At 68.1% G+C, this 17,811-nt stretch carries 14 protein-coding genes; 4 read left to right on the forward strand and 10 right to left on the reverse strand.

The window, feature by feature from the left end:
- Nucleotides 1-165: 165 nt before the first annotated feature.
- The 5 genes from UA74_RS00635 to UA74_RS00655 form a co-directional block, all read right to left on the reverse strand.
- The gene (locus UA74_RS00635; RefSeq protein WP_075737959.1) at nucleotides 166-534 is read right to left on the reverse strand and encodes a DUF2304 domain-containing protein; all 369 of its coding nucleotides are present in this window, start codon (nucleotides 532-534) and stop codon (nucleotides 166-168) included.
- A gap of 4 nt (nucleotides 535-538) precedes the next feature.
- Entirely contained in the window at nucleotides 539-1,225 is a 687-nt protein-coding gene (locus tag UA74_RS00640; RefSeq protein WP_075737961.1) for a glycosyltransferase family 2 protein, read from the reverse strand.
- 132 nt (nucleotides 1,226-1,357) lie between these two features.
- Nucleotides 1,358-2,977 carry a lipopolysaccharide biosynthesis protein gene (locus UA74_RS00645; protein WP_157433921.1) on the reverse strand — a complete coding sequence of 540 codons (1,620 nt, stop codon included), beginning with the start codon at nucleotides 2,975-2,977 and terminating at the stop codon, nucleotides 1,358-1,360.
- Between the two features lie 241 nt (nucleotides 2,978-3,218).
- Nucleotides 3,219-4,124 carry a glycosyltransferase family 2 protein gene (locus UA74_RS00650; protein WP_232237583.1) on the reverse strand — a complete coding sequence of 302 codons (906 nt, stop codon included), beginning with the start codon at nucleotides 4,122-4,124 and terminating at the stop codon, nucleotides 3,219-3,221.
- 946 nt (nucleotides 4,125-5,070) lie between these two features.
- The gene (locus UA74_RS00655; RefSeq protein ID WP_075737966.1) at nucleotides 5,071-7,065 is read right to left on the reverse strand and encodes a DUF6541 family protein; all 1,995 of its coding nucleotides are present in this window, start codon (nucleotides 7,063-7,065) and stop codon (nucleotides 5,071-5,073) included.
- A 187-nt stretch (nucleotides 7,066-7,252) separates the two neighbouring features.
- Here UA74_RS00655 and lhgO point away from each other — a divergent pair, with 187 nt between their 5' ends.
- From lhgO to UA74_RS00675, 4 genes are all read left to right on the forward strand, one after another.
- Nucleotides 7,253-8,446, forward strand: a complete 1,194-nt coding sequence (lhgO, locus tag UA74_RS00660) for an L-2-hydroxyglutarate oxidase (RefSeq protein WP_075737968.1) — start codon at nucleotides 7,253-7,255, stop codon at nucleotides 8,444-8,446.
- A 701-nt stretch (nucleotides 8,447-9,147) separates the two neighbouring features.
- Nucleotides 9,148-9,309 carry a hypothetical protein gene (locus UA74_RS31340; RefSeq protein ID WP_157433922.1) on the forward strand — a complete coding sequence of 54 codons (162 nt, stop codon included), beginning with the start codon at nucleotides 9,148-9,150 and terminating at the stop codon, nucleotides 9,307-9,309.
- Nucleotides 9,310-10,244: 935 nt separating this feature from the next.
- A complete protein-coding gene (gene glf, locus UA74_RS00670) occupies nucleotides 10,245-11,432 on the forward strand; it encodes a UDP-galactopyranose mutase (RefSeq protein ID WP_075737972.1) in 1,188 nt (395 codons plus the stop codon).
- 3 nt (nucleotides 11,433-11,435) lie between these two features.
- Nucleotides 11,436-13,454, forward strand: coding sequence for a glycosyltransferase (locus UA74_RS00675; RefSeq protein ID WP_083682823.1), 2,019 nt, complete (start codon nucleotides 11,436-11,438; stop codon nucleotides 13,452-13,454).
- A 178-nt stretch (nucleotides 13,455-13,632) separates the two neighbouring features.
- Here the strand turns inward: UA74_RS00675 and UA74_RS00680 are convergent, their stop codons facing one another.
- From UA74_RS00680 to UA74_RS00700, 5 genes are all read right to left on the reverse strand, one after another.
- A complete protein-coding gene (locus tag UA74_RS00680) occupies nucleotides 13,633-13,887 on the reverse strand; it encodes a hypothetical protein (protein ID WP_075737974.1) in 255 nt (84 codons plus the stop codon).
- A 257-nt stretch (nucleotides 13,888-14,144) separates the two neighbouring features.
- Nucleotides 14,145-15,092, reverse strand: a complete 948-nt coding sequence (glfT1, locus tag UA74_RS00685; RefSeq protein ID WP_075737976.1) for a galactofuranosyltransferase GlfT1 — start codon at nucleotides 15,090-15,092, stop codon at nucleotides 14,145-14,147.
- Entirely contained in the window at nucleotides 15,089-15,907 is an 819-nt protein-coding gene (gene wzt / locus UA74_RS00690; RefSeq protein WP_075737978.1) for a galactan export ABC transporter ATP-binding subunit Wzt/RfbE, read from the reverse strand. Before wzt ends, glfT1 begins: the two co-directional genes overlap by 4 nt.
- A gap of 15 nt (nucleotides 15,908-15,922) precedes the next feature.
- Nucleotides 15,923-16,783 carry a galactan export ABC transporter permease subunit Wzm/RfbD gene (gene wzm, locus UA74_RS00695; protein ID WP_075743258.1) on the reverse strand — a complete coding sequence of 287 codons (861 nt, stop codon included), beginning with the start codon at nucleotides 16,781-16,783 and terminating at the stop codon, nucleotides 15,923-15,925.
- Between the two features lie 121 nt (nucleotides 16,784-16,904).
- Nucleotides 16,905-17,492, reverse strand: a complete 588-nt coding sequence (locus tag UA74_RS00700) for a bacterial proteasome activator family protein (protein ID WP_075737980.1) — start codon at nucleotides 17,490-17,492, stop codon at nucleotides 16,905-16,907.
- Between the last annotated feature and the right edge of the window lie 319 nt (nucleotides 17,493-17,811).

The raw sequence follows: 17,811 nt of genomic DNA on the forward strand, positions 1-17,811 counted from the left end.
GCGCGACGTCGGGGGTCGACCGGCCGGGCCGCCGCGGCCGCGAGCTGCGGGGAGCATGTCGGGCCGTCGGCCCGCGAGGGACCGGTACGGACGCGGAAGCGGGGACGACCGACCTCGGTCGTCCCCGCTTCTCGACGTCTGGTTCGTGCGACCACCCGCCCCGAGTCAGGACGCGCTCGGGACGTTCTTCTCCTCGTGGTCCAGCGCGGGCGGCTCGGCCGACTGGACCGCGATGGCCCGGGCCAGGCGCGCGTGGCGGAGTTCCAGCTCCTTGAAACGCAGGTAGGTGTTGACCATGGCGAAGGCGAAGGCCACCACCAGGCCGTAGAGCAGCAGGTCGGTGCCGCGACCCACGCCGACGAGATCGGCCACCACCGTCAGGGCGTCCGGCCACAGGACCGCGAGCACTCCGAAGAGGATGAACAGCACGAAGCCGATCTTCACGCCTGCTGCGGTACGGGTGGTGCCGTGGTTGCGCAGGAAGAACACCATCAGCACGAGTACCGCGCCGATCAGCAGAATCTGAATGATCATGAAGTCACCGCCTCGAACTGCGCAGGGCGCTGTCGAACAGGATGTTGACGCCGTTGATCAGGGACTGACCCTTGGCCATCGAGTACTCGGTGTAGATGATGGTCACCTTCTCCTCGGCGACTCGCCAGCCCTTGTGGTCGATGATCGCCATGATCTCGGAAGCGTGTCCCATTCCGTTGATCGTGATGTCGAGGCCCTCGGCCACCGTCTTGTTGAAAGCGCGAAGGCCGTTGTGCGCGTCGGTGAGCTTCATCCGTCGGGTACGCGGGCTGAGTGCGACGACGGTCTTGAGCACCACCCGCTTGATCCACGGAATGTGGCTGGTGTCGCCGTGGAAGCGGGTACCGACCAGGATGTCGATGGGCTCTTCGCGGAGCCGGTCGATCATCCGGACCACGTCTTCGACCTGATGCTGCCCATCGGCGTCGAAGGTGACGAAGAATCGGGCTCCCGGCTGGGTGCGGGCGTATTCGATGCCGGTCTGCAACGAGGCGCCTTGGCCGAGGTTCACCGGATGGCGCACCAGATGCGCGCCGGACTTGCGAATCTCGGAAACGGATGCGTCTCGGCTGCCGTCGTCGACGCAGACGATGTTAGGGAAGGTCAGTCGCGCCTTCTGCACGACGTCGCAGATCACCTGAGCCTCGTTGTAGACAGGGACGATCAGCCAGACATCGTCGTATTCAGACATGCCAGAGCTCCCGGGTCGTGGAGAAGATGTCGCGCCTGGACTCTCAGGCTGCCTGTCGAGGCGCCAGGCCGCTCTGCGCGAGGCGATGTGAGCTTACTCCAATGGGGTCGAGGGTCTTGACGGCCGCCCCGATCATTCACTCGGTAGCGGGCGTGGCCGATGGTGCGAACGCAGCCGACGGGCCAGCCCCACTCCGGTGAGCAGCACCACGACGAGCGGGCCCGCGAGCTGCGCGATGACGGCAGCGGTGATGGGGTCGCCTGGCAGCGCCAGCAGGCCGATGAGCAGCAGCGTGCCCAGTACCCAGGCCAGTGACACCGTCTGGTGCATTCCCATCGCCACCAGCGCGGGCTGGAGGATCTGCGCCAGCATCAGCAGCACCGTGGAGAGGCCGAGCAGGCCCATCACCCCTGCCGACGGCAGCGTCTGTGCGCCGAAGAAGGTCACCACCAGCCACGGTCCGACGAGCGCGGAGAAGACCGCGCCGGGCAGGCCGACCACGCCGACCGCGATGAGGATGATGCCGACGCGCTTGCGCACCACGTCGTACTCGCCGTGCACGGCGGCCTTGGTGAGTACCGGCAGCAGCATCGCCTGAATGGGGCTGAAGAGCAGCAGGGGGATGCGAGTGAGGACGAAGGCGAAGCCGAATGCCGTGGCGGTGGCCCGGTCCTCGACGAGCCTGCCGTTGACCACCAGCGGTGCGAGGTTCGCGACGAGCTGGGCGAGCAGCGTCGCGACGCCGAGGAAGACCAGTCCCTTGGCGATCCGCCCGACCGTGTGACCGGCGACGACCTCGGCGACGGCCGTGGCATGGTCCACGGACTGCCGGCTGGTTCCGGCGTGGGTCGCCTCGTCGGCCGACGCCGTGGGCGCCGGGATCTGATCCTCGCGGGTCAGGTCGGCCGTGACCTCGGCTGCCGTGTCGGCAGGCACCTCGGCGCCGGGCACCCCGACCGTGAGTCCGCTCTGTGGGCGAGTCCCCGCTGCCTGCGCACCGGATGCCGACGATTCGGTCGTCGACGGCTCCACCGCCGGGGGCGGGCTGCCTGCCGCGACGGCGGCCGAGGCCAGGTGCTGCCCGGCCTCGGCCTCGGGATCGGCGGGGGGCGCGGTCGGTGCGGCACCCGCGCGGGGATACCGCGAGAACTCCCGGCGAAGCCAGGGCAGCGCGACCAGTGCGGCGAAGCCGCCACCCGCGACGAAGGCGAGGCCGAACAGCGACTCGGTACTGAGGCCGAGCAGCACGATGACGACACAGCCGATCAGCCGAGACAGACCCTCGGCGGCCAGGGAGGCCGAATAGCCGGTGAACTGCTGGCTGGCGCCCAACAGGCCTCGGGTGAGGAACATGGCGGCGGACATGGCCACCGACAACAGCGTCAGGACCAGCAGCATGGGGTTGCCGCCCAGCAGCCGATCGATCAGCAGTGGTGACGCGGCGAGCAGCACGACGACCGTCAGACCGGCCAGTGCCAGTCCCAGCAACCCGATGCGTCGGATACCCGACCGAGGGTCCACTCCCGTCGCCAGACCGCTGCTGACGACACGGTTGGTCTCCTGTTCGAGCGAGACGAACAGGCCGGGCCCGATGATGCTGACCATCATGTAGAGGGACTGGAGGGCGACGGTCTGGGCGGGGGGCATGGTGTTGCCGACGATCGCCAGGAAGCCGAATCCCGCGATGCCGACGATCACCAGCCCGATCCCCATCAGGATGGCGGATCGAGAGGATCGGACTGATCGAGTCACGGCGACAGCTTAGAGCCTGTTTTTGATCCGCCTGAAGTCGTGAGCGGGGATCAGCGTGGATGAGCTGCCAGGCGGAGGAGAGAGCCATAACGGAGTTATGGTGACCGACGACAGCGCCGCAGATCGCCACGCTGGCCCCGCGCAACTCCGAAAGTGGGGATCAAAAACAGGCTCTTAGATGTGGCCTCACCCCGGCGGACCCGGTGGACGTCTTGCGGCCGCGCACGGCGTGGTGGCGGGGTCAGACTGGCCTGCTGGGCCCGAAGGCATGCCTGCTGAGGTTGCGCATGCCCTCGCGGTGTCGGTTCTTCACGGCTTTGGGCAGCAGCGACAGGGCGTGCAGCCGTGAGGAGACGTGAGTCCTGGCGACCTTGGCCGCGCGGGTCCAGCCCTGTCGCTGGAGCCTGCCCGCGACGTCGAGGAAGTAGTTGCGCTCCTCGATGAAGCGGGTTCCCGCCATGGCACGCCAGGAGGAGTCGCTCGCCCGGTGCCGTCGGTACTGGAAGCACACCGTGTCGTCGACGACGAGCTGATCTCCGCGTTGAACCAGGTCCATGACCAGGGCGAGATCCTGGACGACGTTCAGTCCCTCGCGGAATCCGACCGTCGTGATCGCGTCGGCTCGCCAGGCCAGCGAGGGAAAGTACAGCCAGTTGCCTCGCAGGAGGCTGACCGCCAGGTCTTCGCCGCAGAAGATCTGCCTGCCGTGTCCCTTCGGGGAGTACAGCCTGCGCTTGGCCTCGTCGACCAGTGTCTTCGCGGGCTCGCCGTTCTCGTCGATCAACTCGACGCCGGGCTGGATCACCGAAGCGTTCGGCTGGGCCTCATGGGCTGCGCGCACGGTACGCACATAGTTGGGCAGCATCACGTCGTCCGCGCCCATCACCACGACGAGTTCGTGCTTGATGAGCCCGATGCACTTCTGGAAGTTGCGGTTCGCGCCGAGGTTCTCCTCATTGCGCAGGTAGGTGATCCGGTCGTCCCCCAGCGACGCGAACCAGCCGGGGATCGAGTCGTCGGGGTAGCCGTCGTCGACGACCGTCAGCCGCCAGTCCTGGTCGTCCTGAGCGAGCACGCTGCGCACGGTCGTCTGCATCAGGCCGACGTCGCCGTAATACGGAAGCATGATGTCGAGAGGAGAGGCCACTGCGCCACTGTATGTGATTGACGAACCGGATGCTGAGAAAGTCGAATGGGAACAAGATCGATTTCACTTGGCCATCACGTTGATTTGACGTCGATTTAGCCTCGTGCGTTGGTTTAGGTCATCGATGTAGTGGCAGCTGGCTCGAAAGTGTGGACGAGATGAGTTCGGCGTGGACCACTCCTCGACACGAGCGGTCCGTGAATGCGTCGGGCGGGCGTCGGCCCGGCGATGCGGGTCCCTGTCGATCTCGACCCCGAGTGGGTGACGGGCCGCCGCCATGCCCAGGCCCGCTCGGGGACGGCTCGCTGGTCAGGCGCCTCACCAGCATGAGAGCAGGCACAGTTCCGCCGCGTTCCTGCCGGCCTCGCGGGGCGTGCGGGATCACGTCGAGCCCGCACGTCGTCCGAACGCCCCTGCGCAGGCCCAGGGAATCGAAAGGGAGCGGCCGTCGGTGAAAGAGCCGGAGAATCGCCCGTTATTTCCGATTCGGATACCGATTCGGGTGACGTGATGCCGATTTCGCGTCGTTTCGGTGATCCCGGGCTGGCCGTGTGACCGGGGTGAGATCAGGCCCCGGTGTGATTTCCTCCACTCGAACGTGTTTAATCGCCGACGGGATGACGGTCAGCAACGAATACCTGTGGTGGATTCGACCGTGTGCGTGGCGCGTCCGGAGACATCTGACGGTCCACAACGGATAATCCCGCTCGCGATGAATGCGGATGACGAGCCGCCGCCAGGTCGTTCGCCGTCCGGCGGCCCGAAGCGGCTCGAGCAGGCCCGATCTCAGGCGGCGTTCCGGTCGCCGATGCCCTGCTTCCCCCGGCCGGTCAGGCGCGGCCTCTCGCGCATGACTTCGTCGAACGGAGGCGGTTCACCCGCACGGCGGCAAGCGGGCCGCCGCCGGATCGAGCGGCGGCGGCCCGCCTGTTCCTGACGGGGCAGCTCAGCTCGCGCAGGCGGTGATCCGGTAGAGCTGCAGGTCCCCGTCCTCGGCGACGAGCTCGAAACCGGGTGACTCCGGCGCGTTGTCGATTCCGGGGTAGTTCGCCTGTCGGGAGTCCCACGGCCAGAAGTAGTCCGGCGAACCCTTGATCAGATACTCGACGCCCTGATCCTGCACAGCTTGGCAGGCGCGTGGGTCTTCGCCCACGTCGGCGAGATGAGCGGCGAGGTACTCCTGATCCTCGCTCCACTCGAAGACAAGGTGCGGATACAGGACCCGACGGCCCTCCGTCGCCCACAACAGCGCGCTGCCGTCCCACGGCTGGTTGGCGACCGTCGCGTCCGAGGGGACGATCGCGGCCACCTCCTCGAAAAACCGGCGCTCCTCGGCGTTCACCAGGTTCATCGCCGGGTCGGGGACGCCCTCCGGGTAGAGGCGGGCGATGAGGTGCGGGTGGTCACGCGCGTACATGCCGCCGGTGAGAATGACCAACAGGACGCCGAGCAGGAGCGTGACCGGGCCGCCCGTGCTGGTCAGTCTGCCGACCGCGCCTCGGGAGGACCACTGGTGATCGGCGGCGGCCTTGCGGATCGCGGTCGCGATGCTGATCAGTCCGAGCAGCGCAAGCGGGACCGAGGTGATCGGCACCATCGCGGCGAGTCGGTGCGCGTCGTTGTACCAGACGGCGGTGAGCAGCATCGACAGATCGGTGTCCAGCGCGGCGGCGAACATGTAGAGCACCGCCGTGATGACGTGGGAGTAGACGAGCCAGCGATGGACGCCGGATCGCCAGGCCGACACCAGGCCGACGATCACGATGGCGGAGAGCAGCCAGGTCGCTGATCGGCCGGCGAGGCCGCCGAAGAGGACCTCGCCGAAGGCCTGGGCAGGTGTCTCGTAGGCGGGCCAGTCGTGTGAGCTGAGTTCGGCGTACATCGCCGTCGACCGGAAGACCGCCCAGCCCGTGAGGGCGAGTGCCAGCGGGACGATCACGACGGCGCAGGCCAGGACGTACCGCTTCGCCGTCATCAGCACCCGAGCCCGCCGGAGGATGGCGATGGCCACGGGGGCGATGCTCAGCGCGATCAGGCTGAACACCGAGTTCGGGTGGGCGAGGCCGCCGCCCGCCAGTGCCGCCAGGAGCAGCAGGACCGCCTGGCCCCGGCCCAGGGTCACCCGTTCGATCAATCCAGTCAGCGCGACCACGGCCGCCAGACCTGCGGGCAGCACCGCCAGACCTGCCAGGTTCGGCCAGATCACCCCGAAGCCGAGCAGGTTCCACGGGAATGACGCGAAGCCCATGCTGATCAGGCCGGTCAGGGCCATCGCGGGCATGGACGGGCCGGTGACCACCCGGACCAGCAGGAGACAGGAGAGCGGCCAGGCGATCAGCGCGATGACGGCCGCGGTGATGTTCGCTGCGGTGACCACGCCGACGCTGGTGAAGGGCTCGACCAGCGCGGCGAGGGCGTGGAAGACCGCCGGATAGAAGCCGCCGTCGCCGTTCGGATCGGTGGTGCCCCCGACGGCGAGGGTCGACGCGTTGCCGTCTTCCAGGATGAAGGTGATGGCGTTGAGGTGGAAGACGGCGTCGAAGGACTGCACGAGCCGGTCCGGCGAGCCCATGCCCACAGCCACGGTCACGGCGCCGATCGGGACCGCCAGCAGGATGCCCACCACGGCGGCGATCCGCACCGAGCGCGGATCATTCTCGGTGGCGAGCGGGGCGGGCCTGCGGCGAGCCAGCAGGAGGCGGATCACGACCGCCACGATCGAGGCGAGGATCGTGCCGCCCGCGACGACCAGCGGGCCCCAGGTGATGCCTGCGGCCCCGGCCGCGACCGCGATCGTCCCGATCAGCGCGAGGCTGCCCAGCGGGGCCGCTCCCCAGGCCGGAATGCCGCGAAAGCCCGCCGCATAGGCGAGGAGCAGACCGGGCGCCAACAGCCAGCCGAGTGCGATCAGCGCTGTCGGGACGGCTTCCAACCAGCTCATTCGTCAAGTCCCCATTGCCTTGGCGGCACGGCCTCTTTCCCCCAGGGCGTGCCGCGTGTGTTCGGCGAGATCGTCGTCGGGCCGCACTGCGTGCCATGCCGTCGGTCGGATTCTAAGCCGGCAGGCTGGATGGGCGATCGGTGCACAGCGTGAGTGGTACAGCCAACCGGGTGAACTGGAGCGGGGAATGTCGCACATCGTGGTGATCGGGGGCGGCATCGTCGGCTTGGCGGTCGCTCGTGAACTCGCCCTCCGACGGGGCTGCCGGGTCACCGTCCTGGAAAAGGAACATCGGTGGGCGCACCACCAGACGGGGCACAACAGCGGCGTGGTCCACGCCGGTCTCTATTACCCGGTGGGCAGCCTCAAGGCGCGGATGTGTCGGGCGGGGAACCGATCCATCGTCGACTACGCCCGATCCCGAGGCGTCGAGGTCAGGAGAACCGGCAAGCTCGTCGTCGCCGTCGACGAGTCCGAGCGTCCCCGGCTGCATGCCCTCGCGGAACGGGCCGTCGCCAACGGAGTGACGGCGCGACTGATCAGTGCAGGTCAGGCGCGGGAGTATGAACCAGAGGTCGACTGTGTCGCCGCGTTGCACGTCGCCGACACCGGCGTGCTGGACTACTCCGCGCTCAGCATGGCCATGGTCCGGGAGCTGGCCGATCACGAGGTCGAGCTGCGCCTGGACAGCGCGGTGCTCGGGATTCGGGAGGTGCGAGGCCGGGTCCAGGTCGCCACCCGGCACGGCGTCGACGCCTTCGATGGGCTGGTGAACTGCGCCGGACTGCACAGCGACGTCGTGGCGAGGATGGCCGGGATCGTGCCCTCGGCCAGGATCATCCCGTTCCGGGGCGAGTTCCACGCGTTGCGCCCGGAGCGGCGACACCTGGTGCGGGGTCTGATCTACCCGGTTCCCGATCCGACGCTGCCGTTCCTCGGCGTCCACCTGACCAGAGGAGTCGACGGCTCGGTGCACGCGGGCCCGAACGCGGTGCTCGCCCTCGCCCGCGAGGGTTATCGGTGGCGGGACGTGTCCGCGCGTGATCTGGCCGAGGTGGCGTCCTTCGCAGGCAGTTGGCGCCTGGCACGACGACAGCTGCGTACCGGGGCTGCCGAGATCCTCCGATCGTTGTCGCGACGTCGTTTCGCCCGCAGTCTGGCCCGGCTGGTCCCCGCGATCGAGGTCGCGGACCTCGTCCCGGACACGGCCGGGGTACGGGCGCAGGCCGTGCTGCCGGACGGCAGGCTGGTCGACGACTTCCTCGTGCAGACGGCGCGCCGCCAGGTCCACGTACTCAACTCTCCCTCACCTGCGGCGACCAGCGCGTTGGAGATCGCCCGGCACCTCGGGGACCGCGTCGCGGAGGCCGTCGGGTCCTGACCAGCCCGCGTGCGCGGCGGCCGCTGCCGAGCCGCGCCCGATCGACGCCGCCCCTGCCTGCCCGGGGGCGGTCGGCTGCCGACCGGGTGGCGGCCTGATCATCGAGGGACCGGCGACCGTTCCGCCTCCGCTGATCACCCGCACTCGCGGGGCCGGATCGGGCAGGGCCGGGCCATCACCGTGGGTAATTCCGCCCGGTTCCGCAGGCCGCGATCCCACCGCCTGTCGTCGAGCCCGGCGCCTGCTCCGCCGATGTCCTGCCCGCAGTTCACCGGATGGCCGACGTCGATCCGGGCGACTTTCTTCGGCTGATGCGGTCTCGGACTCCTCGGCAAGCCGATCTTCCAGGAACCGGAAGGTGGTGCGGCCTGTTTCCCGACGTCGTCCCGCCCGTGCCTCGGGTGATCCACAACGCATTGGCTGCTCGAAGCGAACGGGGGCGGAGCTGATCGATCTCGCGTATTCCATCACCGGTTCGGTCGGGCGGTTCGGTGCGGCTGCGATCCTGCTCCGATCGCAGCCGACACGACACGCCGCATCACGTTGTCGATCGGCATGTCTCGGTGATAACGCGGGTGGCCGATGGATTCGCGTGCGGGTGGACGACCGTTCGGCATCGGGGAACGAGTGGCTTCGCGGCAGGCCGCCTCGGGATTCTCCGGTGTGCTCCGGTGTCGCATTCTCCCCGCCATCGTCGTCCGGTGATGCTCAGCGGCACGCAGATCGGCCGCATCGTGCCGGAGTGCTGCGGCCTGCCTGCGGTCCTGGCAGCCCTGGCCTGCGGGTTCGTGCCCGACGAGCTGTCACCGTCCCGTCGGTACGAGGCGCGGACCGCAGCCGGGCGGGCAGACGATTCCTCGTGATCCGTCGTCGGGGAGATCGGATCGGCGGCAGGCCGTCGATCTGCATCGAGGTCACTCGTCGCCCGCTGTCCGAGTTCTCTTCCCGGCAGGCGAGAAAACCTGGCGTCCCGGGAGCGGCCCGCGCCGTATTCGTCCGTGCTACCGGGCCGGGCGAGTCGATCCGCCTGCGTCGTGCGCTCGCCTCGGTGAGTTCATCGGATGGAAGAGTGGGCATCGTCATCCCCGGACCGACCTGCCTTGCGCGGATGCCCGCGCGAACTCACGACTCGACGCCCGCCTGCGAATCGGAGTCACGGCGGTGAATTGCGGGACGCTGCCTGCGGCGGAGTGGTCGTCATTCTCCGGGGTAAATCATCTGATGAGCAACCGCTGCCTGGCGTAGTACTCCGGCCCGAGCGCCGGATGGACCGACGGGTCGGTGTCGGCCCCGTTGTCCGGATCGAGTGCGCCGCTCTTCTTCGGGTAGCGGATATTCCTCGCGCATTGATTGTCACGGAAGGTGATCGTTCGAGTGCTCCGCGGCCGGTGAGGTCGCGGTGAAATAGGCGATCAGTCGAATCGGAGTCCTGGGCGGTGGTTCGTCGGGACCGCCGACGATCGATCGGTGATCGTGTCGAGATCGGTCGATTCGAGTCATCAGACGGGTCGAGGAGGCCCGTCCGCGCCCTGTCTTCCTCCGGTGCGTCATCGCTCTGTGCGTCGTCGTCTCGGCGAGGACTCGGGTAGTCCATCGGTCGGATGCCGATCGCGGCCGGGCGGGTGATTCGGCAGGTGACGCGGCAGATGGCCTGCGATCTCCGTGGACATGGGCTCCCTCGGCGCGGCCGCTGTGCCGGAGCCCTCGACCGCCGCGCGGGGGCACCCGTCCCGGCGCCGGGCCCGTGAGGAGACGGTGGGTTCATGCGTCGACGACGCTATTAGTACTCTCGACGACCGTGAGCTTTGATGGCTATGACTTGATCGTTGTGGGTTCGGGTTTCTTCGGTCTTACGGTTGCCGAGCGGGCCGCCACCCAGCTGAACAAGCGGGTACTGGTGCTCGATCGCCGTGAGCACATCGGAGGCAACGCGTATTCTGAGGCCGAGCCCGAGACCGGGATCGAGGTGCACCGCTACGGGGCACACCTGTTCCACACCTCGAACAAGCGGGTGTGGGATTACGTCAACCAGTTCACCGACTTCACGGATTACCAACACCGGGTGTTCACGATCTTCCAGGGCCGGGTTTTCCCGATGCCGGTCAACCTGGCGACGATCTGCGAGTACTTCGGTGAGTACCTGACGCCGGAGCAGGCCAAGGCGCTGGTCGCCGAGCAGGCGGGCGAGATCGACACCAAGGAGGCCTCGAACCTCGAGGAGAAGGCGATCTCGCTGATCGGTCGCCCGCTGTACGAGGCGTTCGTCCGGGGCTACACCGCCAAGCAGTGGCAGACCGACCCGAAGAACCTGCCCGCCGCGATCATCTCGCGCCTTCCCGTTCGTTACAACTTCAACAATCGGTACTTCAACGACACCTACGAGGGTCTGCCCGTCGACGGGTACACCGCGTGGCTGGAGAAGATGGCCGAGCACGAGAACATCGAGGTCCGGCTGGGTGTCGACTTCTTCGACGTCCGCGACCAGCTGCCCGAGGGCGCTCCGATCGTCTTCACCGGCGCGCTGGACCGCTACTTCGACTACGCCGAGGGCGCGCTGTCGTGGCGGACGCTGGACTTCGAGCAGGAGGTGCTGCCGATCGGGGACTTCCAGGGCACCCCGGTGATGAACTACGCCGACGAGGACGTCACCTACACCCGCATCCACGAGTTCCGGCACTTCCATCCGGAGCGGGAGTACCCGACCGACAAGACCGTCGTGGTGCGCGAGTTCTCCCGGTTCGCCGAGGAGAAGGACGAGCCGTACTACCCGATCAACACCGCCGAGGACCGGGCCAAGCTGGAGAAGTACCGCGAGCTCGCCAAGCAGGAGGCGAAGCAGCGCAAGGTCCTCTTCGGTGGCAGGCTCGGTACCTACAAGTACCTTGACATGCACATGGCCATCGGTTCGGCGCTGAGCATGTTCGACAACCGCATCGCCCCCTACTTCACCGAGGGCCGCTCGCTCGACGGCTCGCTGGAGGACTGAGACGTGACCGAGCAACCCGGGCCGCCGAAGGCGACCCGTCAGCACGATCCCGCGCCCGCCGACGGCGAGGCAGGGGAGTCCGTTCCCGCCGCCGACGCCGACGTCATCGACAGCAAGGTCAGTGATCAGACCTCGGTCCGGGTGAGCAGCCGCTCCGGTGTCCAGCCGGCGCAGGTGCTGCAACGCCTTATCCTGCCGAGGGACGAGGACCCGCTCGACGTCCGTCCGCTGTACCTCGACGAGCCGGAGAATCTGCACACGCACGTCTCCGGCAGGCACGCGGTGACGGTGCCCCCGTCGGCGAAGGTGTCCTTCGCGGCGTACTTCAACGCGTTCCCCGCCAGTTACTGGAAGCGGTGGACGCGCGTCGACGAGGTGACGCTCCGGCTGTCGGTGAAGGGCACGGGGCGCGTCGACCTGTACCGCTCGAAGCCCAGCGGCGACATCGTCCACCTTGAAGGCCACCCGGTCCGCAGCGCCAAGGCGTGGAGCACGGTGGAGATCCGGGTCAGCCTGGCGCCGTTCGAGGACGGCGGCTGGATCTGGTTCGACATCTTCACCGACGACTCCCCGCTTCAGATCAAGGACGCCGCCTGGACCACTGACGAGGACCTGCCTCGGCAGAAGATGGCGATCGGCATCACGACCATGCGCCCCGTCGACGCCGTGATCGCGCTGCGGGCACTCGGCGAGGACCGGGACGTCCTCGACGTCGTCGAGAAGGTCTTCGTCGCCGACCAGGGCAACGTGAAGGTCCGAGACACCGAGGGCTTCGCCGAGGCGGCCAAGCTCCTCGGCAGCAGGCTCCAGGTCATCGAGCAGGAGAACCTCGGCGGCTCTGGCGGCTTCACCCGAGGCCTCTACGAGGCGATCGAGCACACCGACGTCGATCAGGTCATGCTGATGGACGACGACATCCGCCTCGAACCGGACTCGGTGCTTCGCTCCAACGCCTTCACCAGGGCGCTGGCGCAGCCGGTGGTGGTCGGCAGCCACATGCTGAACCTCCAGGCGCGGGCACGGCTGCACAGCATGGGCGAGGTCGTCGACCTCAACACCTGCTTCTGGCGTCCCGCACCGGGCGCCGTCGTGGACCACGACTTCGGCGAGGAGTCGCTCCGCGAGACCCCGGAGCTGCACAGCCGGATCAACGCCACCTACAACGGGTGGTGGATGTGCAACTTCCCGCGCGAGGTCATCGAGCGCACCGGGTACCCGCTGCCCCTGTTCATCAAGTGGGATGACGCGGAGTACTCGCTGCGGGCGGCCGAGCACGGCTTCCCGACGGTGAGCCTGCCCGGTTCGGCGGTCTGGCACATGCCGTGGACGGACAAGAACGACGCCACGGACTGGACGGCCTACTTCCACACCCGCAACCGGCTGATCCTCGCCGTACTGCACAGCCCCTACGACGTGCGGCGGACTCTGCTCAAGCAGGGCCTCAAGCTGTCGCTGCGGCATCTGCTGTCGATGGAGTACTCCACCGTCGCGGTGCAGCAGAAGGCGATCGAGGACTTCCTGGCGGGGCCGGACGGCCTTGTCGAGTCGTTGCGCACGGCGTTGCCGGAGGTGCGCACGCTGCGGAGCAACTACAGCGACGCGCAGGTACTGCCTTCGTCGCGCGAGTTCCCGCCGCCGACCTTCGACATGGTCCGGGCCGAGACGATGCTGAAGCCGCCGGTGAACCCCGTGGTCATCGCGGCGCGCGCCTCGAAGGCGCTGCTGCACAACCTTCGCGCACCGGAGACGGCGGCCAAGGAACGGCCGCAGATGAACGTGCCGTCGAGCAGCGCGCTGTGGTTCCTGCTGGGCTCGCTGGACAGCGCGACCGTGTCCAACGCGGACGGCTCCGGGGTGGCGTTCCGCCGCCGCGACCCGGAGGAGTTCCGCAGGCTGGGTGCCCAGGTGATCAACAACTACCGGCGCCTGATGCGGGAGTGGCCTCGGCTCAAGCGTGCCTACCGGGACGCCATGCCGGAGCTGACCAGCGCCGACTCGTGGAAGCGGGTCTTCGGCGACTGACGCCGACACCGGCGGCGACGGCCACCGACGGCCGAGGAGACCGCCGCCGCACGACTAGAGGGCGGTCGTGACCGGAGAATTCCCGGTCACGACCGCCCTTCGTGCACTTGGGCGGCGCCGGGGCCCGGATGTCCCCGGCGTCGACACCGCCCGGTCACCGTGCCCGGCACGGACGGGCCTAGTCGGTCTTGGCAGGCCTGCCGTAGGCGGCGGTTCCCCGGCCCAGCGCACTGAGATGCGCGGTCACCAGCTGAGCGAAGTTGACGATGATCTCTCCGCCGTCCTGCGTCGGCACCGCCTCGGTCGCGCCGTTCTGGACCAGCTCGACCAGCCGGGTACGCAGGGCCTGCGCGGCGTCGTCGGACACCGCGATGGTGAGTGGACCGCTGCCGTTGACGGGATGCAGGATCAAGGCCTGCCCAGGCGTGCTCATGGCTCCATCAGACCGGACCGGTCTGCCGGGGGCAGCAGTTTTCACCGTGGGCGCAACGGTCCGGGCGTGCGTGCCCTGCGGACGCGCCGGTCTCGACGGCGGGGGACACGCCGACCCGCGGCCATCGCGGCTCCTGACGCGTCGGCGGCGGCAGGCCTCGCGTCGATCGCCGGGCCGTCCACGCGGTCGACGACAGACGACGAGACCGCCTCGTCGCTGCGGACGAGACGGCCTCGCTGCGGTGCGGACGCCGCAGATCACTTGCGGAAGAAGTGCTCCCGACGACCTTGCCGGACGAGCTTGAGCCACTGGCCGAACGCCTTGGGGTCGCGACGGACGGCCAGGAAGTACAGGCCGAAGCGGAAGACCTCCAGCAGGCCGAGCCTGCGCATTCCCGGCTGCGACAGCAGGTAGCCCCGGTTGCGGTAGGTGTAGTAGCGCTTGACCGGGTCCTCGGGGTCCTGCGCGTGGAATCGGCCGCCGAGCATCGGCTTGAACTCGGCCGAGCCGTCCGGATGCACGAAGGTCGCCCGGAGCGAGGTGCCGAACGGCAGGCCGGAGCGCACCACCCTGCGGTGGATCTCCACCTCGTCGCCGCGGAAGAACAGCCGGTAGTCGGGCACGCCGACCACGTCGAGCGCGCTCGCGCGGAACAGTGCCCCGTTGAAGAACGAGGCGATGCCGGGGAGGAATGTGGTGCCCAGCTCGCGCCTGCGTCGCTTCCAGGTCAGGCCGCGCCGCAGCGGGAACGCCAGTAGATCCGGATCGTTGATGTTGACCACGACCGGCGACACGACGGCCAGCCTGCGCTGCTCGGCCTCCGACATCAGGGTCTCCAGCGCGGTCTCGTCGCCGGGCCTGCCGTCGTCGTCGCCCAGCCACACCCACTCGGCGCCCAGTGACAGGGCGTGCAGCATGCCGAGCGCGAAGCCGCCCGCACCACCGAGATTGCGGTGCGAGACGAGGTAGGTGGTGGGCAGCGGGCAGGACTCCACGATCGCGCGCGCGGGCTGATCGGGTCCGTTGTCCACGACGATGACGTGGTCGGGGCGATGGGTCTGCGCCGCGATCACCTTGAGCGAGTCGGCGAGCAGCTCGGCGCGATGTCGGGTGACGATGACCGCGACCACTGATCCCGGCGGCAGGGTCGAGGCTTCTCCGTCGTGCTCATCGGCACTGGCGGACGAGGGAGTGCCGTGTGTCATTCCTGCTCACCTGCACCGTTCACCGTGACCGGCGAGCTGATGCGCGCCAGAGTCTCCGGGGTCAGGCTCTCGAACGGGTCCTTGCCCTTGTAATGGGTGAGGACCTCGCGCAGCGAGCCGTGTTCGCGGATACGACCCTTGTCCATCCAGATCGCCGTGTTGCACAGTTCGACGAGGAACTCGTCGGAATGTGAGGCGAAGACGAGCATTCCGGATCGCTTGACCAGATCATTCAGTCGGTCGCGAGCCTTCTCCAGGAACGCGGCGTCGACCGCGCCGATGCCCTCGTCCAACAGCAGGATCTCGGGGTCGATGGAGGTGACCACGCCGAGTGCCAGCCGGACCCGCATACCGGTGGAGTAGGTGCGCAGCGGCATCGCCAGATAATCGCCCAGCTCGGAGAACTCGGCGATCTCGTCGGTCCGCTTCTCCATCTGCCTGCGCGACATTCCGAGGAACAGCCCGCGAATGATGATGTTCTCGTAGCCGGAGATCTCCGGGTCCATGCCCACGGCGAGGTCGAAGACCGGCGCGACCTTCCCGACGATCTGGGAATGGCCCCTGGTCGGCTCGTAGATGCCGGTCAGCAGCCGCAGCAGGGTGGACTTCCCTGCGCCGTTGTGACCGACCAGCGCCACGCGATCGCCGTCGCCGAGCGACAGGTTGATATCGCGCAGTGCTTCGATCTGCGGCACCTTCGTGTCGGTGCCGATTCTGCCGCCCGCCTTGTTGAGCACGGCCTTCTTCAGAGAACGAGACTTCGCGTCGAAGATCGGGAAGTCGACCGAAGCGTTCCAGACGTCGATGCTGACCACTTGTTACGGCCTCACTCAGACCCAGTAGGACACACGGGCACGGTAGTTGCGCAGGATGACCAGGGCAGCCCCCCAGCCGAGGACGGTGATGCCGCCGACGATGGCCCAATGGTGCCACGAGGCCCACTCGCCGAGCATCGGCTGCCGGATGATCTCCAGGAAGTGCAGGAACGGGTTCAACTGCACGACCCAGAGCTGGGCAGCCACTTCCTCGCTGCGGTCGGCGATGATGTCGTAGTTCCACACGATCGGCGTCATGAAGAACAACAGCTGCATGAGACTGCCGGTGACGGGCGGGATGTCCCGGAACCGGGTGGAGATGATGCCCACCAGGATCGCCATCCACATCGCGTTGATCGCCAGGACGGCGAACGCGGGAACGGCCATCAGACTGTGGAAGCCGAGCGGCTTCGGGAAGATGAACATCAGGATGACGTAGACGACCAGGTTGTGGGCGAAGAACAGCATCTGTCGCCACACCAGTCGATACACGTGCACCGACAGCGGCGCCGGGAGCTGCTTGATCAGCCCCTCATTGGCGATGAAGACCGAGGCACCCTCGTTGACGTTGCCCGCGATGAAGTTCCACACGATGAAACCGACCGTCAGATACGGCAGGTGTACCGCGAGGTCCTGATCGAACAACGTCGAATAGAGCACGCCGAGGGCGAATGCCGTGACGGCCATGCTGATCGTGATCCACAGCGGGCCGATCACCGAGCGGTTGTAACCCTGCTTGATGTCCTGCCAGCCGAGGTAGCCCCACAACGGGCGCTGCTGCCATCCTCGGCGCAGGTCGCCGAAGGCACGGCTCCAGCTTCGGTAAGAGGGCTGGGGCGGCTCGGTCGTACGCTCACGCGTGCTGGTTGCCTGCACGGGGGAGAGAGTACCGGCGACGGTGTGTGTGGTCCGTCGCCGGTAGGTCACGCTCCCGTTACTCCCTCAGATCACCAGTTCGGGTGACCCTTCAGCCCTGTGTTGCGATGTTCCGCCGCATTCACAGGTACTGACCCATGCCCCGCAGGGGGCTGGACTCACCCGGCTCGGTGGCTTTGGTGCCCGGCGGCAGCGCTCCGCGACGCATCTGCTCGAGTTGCGCCCTGGCCGCCATCTGCTGGGCGAACAACGCGGTCTGGATGCCGTGGAAGAGGCCCTCCAACCAGCCGACGAGCTGGGCCTGGGCGATTCGCAGCTCGGCCTCGGACGGCACCGACTCCTCCTCGAAGGGCAGGGACAGCCGCTCCAGTTCGCGGACCAGCTCCGGTGCCAGCCCCTGCTCCAGCTCCTTGATCGAGGAGACGTGGATCTCGCGGAGCCTGCTGCGGCTCGCCTCGTCGAGCGGCGCCGCCCTGACCTCCTCCAACAGCTGTTTGATCATGGTTCCGATGCGCATCACCTTCGCGGGCTGCTCCACCAGGTCGGCGATCTGCTCCCCGTCGTGTTGACCGAGTTCGTCGGCGTCGGCCTCGACGCCCTCCTCGGTCTCCAACGGCAGGCCGTCGTCGCCGATGAGGACGACCCGGTGCCGCTCGTCGGCATCCACCTGGTCGGGGTGGCCCTGTCCGTTCTCCCTCTCGCGACTCATGTCCCCATCCTGGACCCGGCACATATCGGGCGTGTCAAGAGCCCGACCGGAGTCGCCTCGCCGCGCCGCCTGCGGCCGTGTCGACGTGTCGTCGGTCTCACCACCCGCGTCCTCGTGCTCCCGCGCACCGTCTACCGGCCCGGATGCTCCCTGTCGTCTGCCTGCGGCGGTGCTCGCAGCGGGCCTGCTCCTGCCGGGCGGCTCGCTCGGGCGGCCGGGGCGGCGGATCACGTCCGAGCCGGGCCGCTCGAATCGGCGCGGGCCGGGAGCGTGGGCGCCCGCTCGCGGCGTGTACTTTCCGCGGGTCCACCGGTCCTGA

It is taken from the genome of Actinoalloteichus fjordicus (assembly GCF_001941625.1).
In the GTDB taxonomy this organism is placed as follows: Bacteria; Actinomycetota; Actinomycetes; order Mycobacteriales; family Pseudonocardiaceae; genus Actinoalloteichus_A; species Actinoalloteichus_A fjordicus.

Bases quoted from the DNA above. Each gene is read 5' to 3' on its own strand.
- lhgO (WP_075737968.1), top strand. From the start codon at position 7,253: ATGTCGCACATCGTGGTGATCGGGGGCGGCATCGTCGGCTTGGCGGTC.
- UA74_RS00655 (WP_075737966.1), bottom strand. From the start codon at position 7,065: ATGAGCTGGTTGGAAGCCGTCCCGACAGCGCTGATCGCACTCGGCTGG.
- glfT1 (WP_075737976.1), bottom strand. From the start codon at position 15,092: ATGACACACGGCACTCCCTCGTCCGCCAGTGCCGATGAGCACGACGGA.
- UA74_RS00680 (WP_075737974.1), bottom strand. From the start codon at position 13,887: ATGAGCACGCCTGGGCAGGCCTTGATCCTGCATCCCGTCAACGGCAGC.
- UA74_RS00700 (WP_075737980.1), bottom strand. From the start codon at position 17,492: ATGAGTCGCGAGAGGGAGAACGGACAGGGCCACCCCGACCAGGTGGAT.
- UA74_RS00640 (WP_075737961.1), bottom strand. From the start codon at position 1,225: ATGTCTGAATACGACGATGTCTGGCTGATCGTCCCTGTCTACAACGAG.
- UA74_RS00635 (WP_075737959.1), bottom strand. From the start codon at position 534: ATGATCATTCAGATTCTGCTGATCGGCGCGGTACTCGTGCTGATGGTG.